General features: G+C 68.4%; 8 protein-coding genes. 5 read left to right on the forward strand and 3 right to left on the reverse strand.

Annotated features, from left to right (window positions below; genetic code table 11):
* Positions 1-160: 160 nt before the first annotated feature.
* Together AB0I18_RS03595 and AB0I18_RS03600 are read left to right on the forward strand one after the other, a co-directional pair.
* Positions 161-946, forward strand: a complete 786-nt coding sequence (locus tag AB0I18_RS03595) for an SDR family NAD(P)-dependent oxidoreductase (RefSeq protein WP_363103695.1) — start codon at positions 161-163, stop codon at positions 944-946.
* Positions 946-1,149 carry a hypothetical protein gene (locus AB0I18_RS03600; protein WP_363103696.1) on the forward strand — a complete coding sequence of 68 codons (204 nt, stop codon included), beginning with the start codon at positions 946-948 and terminating at the stop codon, positions 1,147-1,149. The genes AB0I18_RS03595 and AB0I18_RS03600 overlap by 1 nt, the downstream gene beginning before the upstream one ends.
* Positions 1,150-1,175: 26 nt before the next feature.
* Here AB0I18_RS03600 and AB0I18_RS03605 read toward each other — a convergent pair whose 3' ends face one another.
* Positions 1,176-2,066 (reverse strand): polysaccharide deacetylase family protein, encoded by an 891-nt coding sequence (locus AB0I18_RS03605; protein WP_363103697.1) that lies wholly within the window; start codon positions 2,064-2,066, stop codon positions 1,176-1,178.
* 108 nt (positions 2,067-2,174) lie between these two features.
* Positions 2,175-3,368 carry an RtcB family protein gene (locus AB0I18_RS03610; RefSeq protein WP_363103698.1) on the reverse strand — a complete coding sequence of 398 codons (1,194 nt, stop codon included), beginning with the start codon at positions 3,366-3,368 and terminating at the stop codon, positions 2,175-2,177.
* A gap of 282 nt (positions 3,369-3,650) precedes the next feature.
* On the opposite strand from AB0I18_RS03610, the gene AB0I18_RS03615 reads away from it, so the two are divergent.
* The 3 genes from AB0I18_RS03615 to AB0I18_RS03625 all read left to right on the forward strand — a co-directional run bounded on the left by AB0I18_RS03615 (position 3,651) and on the right by AB0I18_RS03625 (position 7,152).
* Positions 3,651-4,517, forward strand: coding sequence for a DUF3558 domain-containing protein (locus AB0I18_RS03615; protein WP_363103699.1), 867 nt, complete (start codon positions 3,651-3,653; stop codon positions 4,515-4,517).
* 147 nt (positions 4,518-4,664) lie between these two features.
* Positions 4,665-5,564: a DUF3558 family protein gene (locus AB0I18_RS03620; protein WP_363103700.1), complete on the forward strand. Its 900-nt coding sequence runs from the start codon at positions 4,665-4,667 to the stop codon at positions 5,562-5,564.
* A gap of 160 nt (positions 5,565-5,724) precedes the next feature.
* The gene (locus AB0I18_RS03625; RefSeq protein ID WP_363103701.1) at positions 5,725-7,152 is read left to right on the forward strand and encodes a DUF2637 domain-containing protein; all 1,428 of its coding nucleotides are present in this window, start codon (positions 5,725-5,727) and stop codon (positions 7,150-7,152) included.
* 44 nt (positions 7,153-7,196) lie between these two features.
* Here the strand turns inward: AB0I18_RS03625 and lysS are convergent, their stop codons facing one another.
* A complete protein-coding gene (gene lysS / locus AB0I18_RS03630; RefSeq protein WP_363103702.1) occupies positions 7,197-8,942 on the reverse strand; it encodes a lysine--tRNA ligase in 1,746 nt (581 codons plus the stop codon).
* Positions 8,943-9,318 lie beyond the last annotated feature (376 nt).

Consider the following 9,318-nt stretch of genomic DNA (forward strand, 5'->3'; position numbering starts at 1 on the left):
CACCCACCTAGATTTTCCCACCACCCGGGACCCCGTGCACAAGGTCACCCACAGCCCGTACGCCCCGCCCGCCTATCCTGGCGGTGAACCAGTCGACCGTACGAGCGAGCGGCGGCCCCGTACCACGGCCGCGCCCGCCCCCTCCCCCGAGGAGCAGCCCATGACCGCCGCCGCGCCCGCATCGCCCGCCGCCGCCTCCCGCATCGCCGTCGTCACCGGTGCGAGCAGCGGAATCGGTGCCGCGACGGCCCGGCAACTGGCGGCCCAGGGCTACCGCGTCGTCCTCACCGCCCGCCGCAAGGACCGTATCGAGGCGCTGACGGAGGAGATCAACACGACGGGCGGCCAGGCGACGGCGTACGCGCTGGACATCACCGACCGCGCGGCGGTGGACGAGTTCGCCACCGCCTTCAAGACCATCGGCGTACTCGTCAACAACGCGGGCGGCGCGCTCGGCGCGGACCCGGTCGCGACCGGCGACCCCGCGGAGTGGCGGCAGATGTACGAGACGAACGTCATCGGCACCCTCAACATCACCCAGGCCCTGCTCCCCGCGCTCACCGCGAGCGGCGACGGCACGGTGGTGGTCGTCTCCTCTACCGCCGGCCACGGTACGTACGAGGGCGGGGCCGGCTATGTCGCCGCCAAGCACGCCGAGCACGTCCTCGCCGAGACCCTCCGCCTGGAGATCGTCGGCACGCCGGTCCGCGTGATCGAGGTCGCCCCCGGCATGGTCAAGACGGACGAGTTCGCCCTGACCCGCTTCAGCGGCGACGAGGAGAAGGCGGCGAAGGTCTACGCGGGCGTGGCGAACCCCCTGACCGCGGACGACGTCGCCGACACGATCACCTGGGCGGTCACCCGCCCCTCCCACGTCAACATCGACCTGCTGGTCGTCCGCCCTCGGGCCCAGGCCTCCAACACGAAGGTCCACAGGGAGCTGTAGTGCCGGACACCGAGCCCGCAGACCCGGCCGAGCCCGCCGAGAGACAGCCCGCCGGCGAACACCCCGTCCAGGCACAGGAACAACGCCGCCTGCTCCAGGAGAAGAAGGACGAACGCTACGTCTGGTGGTACTTGGCGTACTTCCTCTTCGGCATCCACATCGTGGCGTTCGTCATGATCTACGCGGTCATGCACGCGAAGTAGCCCTGGAAGTAGGCCCGGCGGCTACTTCACGCCCACCGATCCGCCGCCGCACCCGCCCCCGCTCGCCACCGCTCCTGAATCCCGCGGTAGTCGACCACGAAGATCCCCTCCTCCCGCAGGAGTTCACGAGCCTCGGCGGACACCAGAAACTCGTAATCACTCCTCCGAACCCGCCACCCCTCGGGCTCAACCACCCGCGACTCCTCATCCCCCATCCCCGGATGCACGGCCCACTCGCTCAACCCGACCGGCAGCTCCCGCAACAGCCGCGCATACCGAGCCGCTTTACCATCGAGCCCGAGCGAAAAGCTGTCGAGGAAATCGTGGTCGACAACGGGCAGCCCACTCACTCTCCGCCGCCCGGCCTCCCCCCAGACCCGCACCGCGAGCCCGTACTCCGCGGCCAACGCGACGGTCAGCTCGAAAATGTCGGCCCGCCCACCATCAAGCAGGCAATGCCAGTCCACATGGGCCGGCTCCAGCCCGGCCGCGACGACAGCCTCGATCTGAGCCCGGAACTCGGCCTCGACGTCCTCGATCCTGGCCCGCTCGATCGCCTCGGAACTCCGAGCGGGCGCATAGAGCTCCCCGTCCTCATCGAGCAACGAGCCCACCTTCGCCTTCGGAGCGACGGGCCCCCACCCGCCCCGCAACCCCACCTCACACACCAACGTGAGATGCACCCCGAACGACACCTCCGGCCGCTCCCGCAGCAACCGCATGGCCTCCCCGGCCCCAGGACACGGCACCATCAAGCTGCACGAACCAGCGATCCCACCCTCGATCGCCTCGACAACGGCGGCATTGACCCCGCGATGCATCCCAAAGTCATCGCAATTGACAATGAGAACGCGGGCATCATCAGAAAACCCCAGCAACTCACTCGACAGCAACGGCCGTTCAGGGCGTCCACTCATCCAGGCAGTCTGACCCCCAACTCCCTGCCTCCGCCCGCGAATTACGCCCCGAAGCGAACGCACGAAGAGGGGCCCGAGCCGGCAACAGCCCGAGCCCCCACTTACAGCTCAACCCTTCACACAGACAACCTGCTTCAGCTTCGCCACGACCTCCACAAGGTCCCGCTGCTGATCGATGACCTGCTCGATCGGCTTGTACGCACCCGGAATCTCGTCCACGACGCCGGAGTCCTTGCGGCACTCCACACCCTGCGTCTGTTCCTCCAGATCCTTCGTAGTGAAGCGGCGCTTGGCAGCGTTGCGGCTCATGCGCCGACCTGCTCCGTGCGAGGCCGAATTGAAGGCCTTTTCGTTACCGAGGCCCTTCACGATGTACGAGCCGGCCCCCATGGAACCCGGAATGATCCCGTACTCCCCCGAGCCTGCGCGGATCGCACCTTTGCGGGTGACGAGGAGGTCCATGCCCTCGTACCGTTCTTCGCTCACATAATTGTGGTGGCACGAGATCTCCGGCTCGAAGGTCACCTTCGCCTTCTTGAACTCGCGGCGAATCACTTCCTTGGAAATCGCCATCATGATCGCGCGGTTGTGCTTCGCGTATTCCTGCGCCCAGAAGAGGTCGTGCCGGTACGCCGCCATCTGTGGTGTGTCCGAGACGAAGACAGCCAGGTCGCGGTCGATCAGCCCTTGGTTGTGCGGGAGCTTCTGGGCAATACCGATGTGGTGCTCCGCAAGTTCCTTACCGATGTTCCGAGAACCGGAATGCAGCATGATCCAGACCGAATTGTCCGAATCGAGGCAAAACTCCCAAAAGTGATTCCCTTGGCCAAGGGTTCCCATTTGCGTAGTCGCCCGCCCTTTACGGAACCGCACCGCTTCCGCAACCCGGTCGAACCGCCCCCAAAAATCATCCCACCCCGCAGTAGCAAGCCCATGAAACCGCCCCGGCTCAACGGGACTGTCATGCATCCCCCGCCCCACCGGAATAGCCTGCTCAACCTTCGACCGCAGCCGAGAGAGATCCCCCGGCAGGTCATTGGCGGTCAGCGACGTCCTGACCGCCGACATCCCGCACCCGATGTCCACCCCCACCGCCGCAGGACACACCGCACCCTGCATGGCGATGACGGACCCGACCGTCGCACCCTTCCCGTAGTGGACGTCCGGCATCACGGCCAGGCCCTTGATCCAGGGCAGCGTGGAGACGTTGCGCAGCTGCTGCATCGCACCGTCCTCCACCGTCCCCGGGTCCGCCCACATGCGGATCGGGACCTTCGCTCCCGGTACCTCTACGTACGACATATCGTCCTCATTCCCCCGAACACCAACAGAAGTCATAAACCGCAAAACCGGCGCCAAGGTCAACGTATGGGACAACGGACCGGCGTCCACGGCAGTGCGTGCGATACACATTGTCTCCAGGGGCCGCCCCCGTGCGGCAACCGAATAACCACAGGACAGCCCGGTCGCGAAGCAAAATCGGAGCCCAGCACGACCCAGCGCGGCGCGCCCCGGCCGAGCGAACCGACCGTCCCCGTCCCGGACCCTCCCGACCCGTCGGGAATCGTCGAGAGGAGCCTCACCGTGCAGCGGAAGGCATACGTATCCGGCGTCACCGCGCTCCTCGCGGTGCTGCTGGCCGGCTGCACCGGTGATTCGGGGGGCGACGACAACACCGACCCGAAGCCGGGCGACACCGCCACGGCGACCACCGAGGCGCAGCCCGGCAGGTATCGCACGCTTCCGGAGCCGTGCGGTGCGGTGTCGCAGGGCACGTTGGACTCGCTTCTGCCGGGCATCAGGCAGGTCACGGACGAGGAGCAGCGCGAGAAGGCGTACGAGGGGACGGCGACGCCGACTTACGACACGGACCGGAAGGTCGGCTGCCGTTGGAAGGTGGAGTCGCGGACCGCGACGGACCATCTGCTGGTGGATTTCGAGCGGGTGGTCTCGTACGACAACGCGGTCAGTGACGACGACCGTGCGACGGAGCTCTATGTGGAGAAGGAGGCGGCGGCGGACCTGCCGGAGCCGTCCGTGTCTCCGTCGGACGAAGGCTCGGGCGAGGCGAGCCCGGACGGCGAGTCCGCCGCGAACCCCTCCTCCGAGGAGTCCGGCGCGTCGGACGGCGCCTCCGCCACTCCCTCCGACAGCTCCAGTGCCAGTACCAGTACCGGCGCCAGCGCCGGAGCCGGTTCGAGTGCGACGTCCACTCCCGCCGCTCTCCAGCCCCGTCTCCTCGACGATCTGGGTGACGAGGCGTTCCTCGATGACGCGTTGAGCGGCTCGCAGCAGCGCACGGTGACTGTGGTGTTCCGCACGTCCAACGTGATCGTGACGATCCAGTACGACGAGCAGCCGACGAGTACCACGGACGTGCCGAGCAGCGAGGAAATGCAGGACAGGGCGCGGAAACTGGCGGGTCAGCTCGCCGAGACGTTCACCGAGTAGGGGGTTCGGTGAGGGTTTCGGGGTCTTCGGAACCGGAACCACACCTGTCCCGTACGGCGTACCGTGGCCCCTCGGACCCGACCGAGTGCGGCCGGCCGAGGACGCGGCCGGTCGCATGACCACACGAGCGTCTTGAGTGAAGGAACCATGCACCGACCCGTACAGCGACAGCGACTCACCCGCATCCTGGTCTGCGCGGCCGCCGTCCCGGTGATGCTTATAGCCTCCGGTTGTTCTTCGGACTCCGGCTCCGACTCCGGCTCCGGCGGCGACGCGAAGAAGGACTCCTCCGCCGAGGCGTCGCCCTCCGCCACGAAGGCGGGTGCGGTGGTGAAGAAGGAGGCGTACGCGAAGCTTCCGGAGCCTTGTGGGGTGTTCTCTTCGAAGACTCTGAAGGAGTTGGTGCCGGAGGGCACCAAGTCCAACAAGGTGGGCAAGTCGGACGATACGTCGACGCGTGGCAGCTGTTCCTGGAACAGCCTGGACAACAACGGCGTGAAGGGCTCGCAGTTCCGTTGGCTGAACGTGTCCCTGCTGCGTTTCGAGTCGAACGAGACGCGGGGCGCGGGAGACAAGCTGGCGGCGGAGTACTACGCCACGCAGCTCGAGGACGCGAAGGCGGTGTCCGGTGCGAAGGGCGTCAAGTCGCGGCCGGTGCTCGGTACGGGCGAGGAGGCGACGCTCGTGACGTACGACCTGAAGAAGAAGGAAGGCACCTTCAAGCAGCAGACGGTCGTGACGCGGGTCGAGAACGTCGTCGTGACGATCGACTACAACGGCGCGGGCCTGGCGGGCGACAAGGCCCCGACGGTGGACGATCTGTCGAAGTCCGCGGAGAAGGCCGCCAAGGAGGCCGTCCAGGCGGTGGTGACCGCGAACGGCGGTGGTGACGCGGCCGGTTCCGGCTCCGGCGCGGCCCCGAGCAAGAGCCCGAGCCAGAGTGCCGGCAAGAGCCCCAGTAAGAGCCCGAGCAAGAGCGCGGGCAAGGACTCGGACTCGTCCGACGAGCCTTCCGCCGGCCCCAGCAAGTCCGCGGCGAAGAACTGAGGCGTCCAGTCCGGCTGTCGCTCCGCTCGCAGCGCGACCAGGACGTTTGCAGGAGCCCGGCCCCGACGGCGGCCGGGCTCCTGCCGTACCGCCCGCCCGTAGCCCGTACACATGTGCCACCCTGTTGCGCGCAACAGGCTTTCGTGGGAGGGGAGTACGGGTGACCGCGCCAATGCAGCTCACAAAGACGCACCGGATGCTCATCGGGGTGGTCGTCTTCGGAGCGGTGGTCATCGCCGGTATCGGCTTCGCCGGTTCGTACGCGGCGGTGCGCGAACTCGCCCTGCAGAAGGGCTTCGGGAGGTTCAGCTACGTCTTCCCGATCGGCATCGACATGGGCATCTGCGTCCTGCTCGCGCTCGATCTGCTGCTGACCTGGATCAGGATCCCGTTCCCCCTGCTGCGCCAGACGGCGTGGCTGCTGACGGCGGCGACGATCGCGTTCAACGGCGCGGCGGCCTGGCCGGACCCGCTGGGTGTGGGCATGCACGCGGTGATCCCGATCCTGTTCGTGGTCTCGGTCGAGGCGGCCCGGCACGCGATCGGCCGGATCGCGGACATCACGGCCGACAAGCACATGGAGGGGGTGCGCCTCACCCGCTGGCTGCTCTCCCCACTGCCGACGTTCCTCCTCTGGCGCCGGATGAAGCTGTGGGAGCTGCGCTCCTACGAGCAGGTCATCAAGCTGGAGCAGGAGCGGCTCGTCTACCAGGCACGTCTGCGGTCCCGTTTTGGCCGTGCGTGGCGCCGCAAGGCGCCGGTGGAGTCCCTGATGCCGCTGCGGCTGGCCCGTTACGGTGTTCCGCTGGCGGAGACGGCTCCGGCGGGTCTGGCGGCAGCGGGCATCGAGCCGGCGCTGCTGCCTCCGGCGCCCCGCTCGCACACGGAGCTGGAGCGGGTCGACGCGTCCGTGACCGCCCCGGTCCAGGCGCAGGTCGGCCCGGCACCGTCTCCCGTCGAGCAGAGCGACCAGGACGACCGGCCCGACCGGGACCGCGAACCGGCCGCTTCCGAGCAACTGGAGTACGCGCAGGAGCAGGAGCAAGAACAGGAACCCGATTCGAGCCCGTGGTTCGCGCCTCCGCAGCAGCCGCAGGAGACCGTCTACGAGGGCGGTTACGACCCGTCGTTCGTCCCGGACCAGATGTGGGCCCAGTACGAGGCTCAGCAGGCCCAGTACGAGGCCGAGCAGCGGCAGGTGTTCGAGGGCGGGCAGCGGCAGCAGACATACGAAGAGGGGCAGGGGCCGGAGCAGGAGCAGGTCTACGCGGCGCAGGCACCGTCGCCCGCGTACGAGGAGCCGGAATCGTCCTCGGAGGAGACGGGCACCTTCCCCATCCCGTCGGGCCCCAACCGCACGCGTCCGCTCGGAGAGGGCGGCAGCGCTCCGGATCAGGAGCCGGACGAGGAGTCGTACTACCAGGTCTTCAAGCAGTCGATAAACGGCAGCTATCCGACGCCGCGCGAGTTCGGTGACAACGTCGAGGCCGAGTTCCGCATCGTCCTCCCCGAGCCGGAGACGAAGCGGCTGGTGACCAGGTTCACCAACCGCCACACGATGGAACTGCAGGAGGATCACATCGCGTAAGGGCCCCTACCGCAGGTAAGGGCCCTTACCGAGGGTTACGAGGGTTACGCGGCGAGGAGCTTCCTCACCCGGTCCTGCCCGACGGCGAGGAGCAGGGTGGGCAGCCGGGGGCCGGTGTCGCGCCCGACGAGCAGGTGGTAGAGCAGCGCGAAGAACGTGCGCTGGGCGACCTTGATCTCCGCGGGCAGTTCCTTGGGGGTGGCGTCGGCGGGGAAGCCGGCCTGGACCTTGGGAACGCCGTAGACGAGGTGGGTGAGTCCGTCCAGGGACCAGTGCGAGTCGAGGCCTTCGAGCAGCAGCCGGAGTGATTCGCGCCCTTGGTCGTCGAGGGACTTGAGCAGCTCGGCATCCGGCTCTTCCCGGACGACGGTCCGCTGGTCGGCCGGGACCTGGGTGTTGATCCAGGCCTCGGCCTTGTCGAGCCGCGGGCGGACCTCGTCGAGGGAGGGGAGCGGGTTGGCGGGGTCGAGTTCGCTGAGGATGCGCAGGGTCTGGTCCTCGGCGCCCGCGGTGATGTCGGCGACGGACGCGAGCGTGCGGTACGCCATCGGGCGGGGCGTCCCGGGCAGCTCGCCCGCGGCGGTGCCGACGGCGCGCGCGTAGGCGGCGACGTCCCCCGGGAGGGCGCTCCCGTCGGCGACCTTCGCGGCCAGCTTGTCCCACTCGTCGTAGAGGCGCTGGATCTCCTGGTCGAAGGCGATCTTGAAGGACTGGTTGGGCCTGCGGCGGGCGTAGAGCCAGCGCAGGAGCTGCGGTTCCATGATCTTCAGCGCGTCACCGGGCGTGGGAACTCCACCCCTCGACGACGACATCTTCGCCATGCCGCTGATCCCCACGAAGGCGTACATGGGTCCGATGGGCTGCTTGCCGCCGAAGATGCTCCCGACGATCTGGCCGCCGACCTGGAAGCTGGATCCCGGGGACGAGTGGTCGACTCCGCTCGGCTCGAAGACGACGCCCTCGTAGGCCCACCGCATGGGCCAGTCGACCTTCCAGACCAGCTTGCCGCGGTTGAACTCGCTGAGCCGGACGGTCTCCGAGAAGCCGCAGGCGCCGCAGGTGTAGGTCAGCTCGGTGGTGTCGTCGTCGTACGCGGTGACGGTGGTGAGGTCCTTGCCGCAGCCACCGCAGTAGGGCTTGTACGGGAAGTACCCCGCGGAGCCCTTGCCGTCGTCGTCGGCGGCCGCGCCCGACCCCTCGGCGGCCTCCAGCTCGGCCTCGTCGACGGGCTTCTGCCCCTGCTGCTTCTTGGGCGGGGCCTTCTTGGTGCGGTACTGGTCGAGGATCGCGTCGATGTCACCGCGGTGCTTCATGGCGTGCAGGACCTGCTCGCGGTACACGCCGCCGGTGTACTGCTCGGTCTGGCTGATGCCGTCGAACTCGACGCCCAGTTCGGCGAGGGCGTCGATCATGGCGGCCTTGAAGTGCTCGGCCCAGCTCGGGTGGGCGGAGCCCTTCGGGGCGGGCACGGCGGTGAGGGGCCTGCCGATGTGCTCGGCCCAGGACTCGTCGACCCCGGCGACGCCGTTGGGCACCTTCCGGTACCGGTCGTAGTCGTCCCAGGAGATGAGATGCCTGACCTGGTGCCCGCGGCGCCGGATCTCGTCCGCCACGAGGTGCGGCGTCATGACCTCGCGCAGGTTGCCGAGGTGGATGGGCCCGGAAGGCGACAGTCCGGACGCGACGACGACGGGTTTGCCCGGGGCCCGACGCTCCGACTCCTCGATGACCTCATCCGCGTAACGGGAGACCCAGTCGGTGGTCTCGGTGCTCTGAGCCACGATCGGCACGTCCTTCTTTCTCAAGGATTGTCATGGGCCGGCGGTACGGTTCGCTCGGCTGACCACCCCATTCTCCCAGCTCCCCCCACATCCACGAAAACGGCTTTTCAACGCCCCCGCCGCCCCTACCCGTCCCATCCCTGGGGGCTGCCGCCCCCAGACCCCCGCTTTCGGCCTGAACGGCCTCGTCCTCAAACGCCGGACAGGCTGAGTGGGCCTGGGCTGGGCTGAGGGAGGTGCGGGCGGGCTGTGGGGTTCGCGGGTGGCCGGGGTACGCGGGCGGGCTGGAGGGCAGGGCGCAGCCCGCCCTCCAGGGGCGCGGGGAACTGCGCGACCAGCCCCCACCCACCCGCACCCGACAACCCACCCCCTCGGGGTCTGGGGC

This window comes from Streptomyces sp. NPDC050704, assembly GCF_040654355.1.
Taxonomy (GTDB): Bacteria; Actinomycetota; Actinomycetes; order Streptomycetales; family Streptomycetaceae; genus Streptomyces.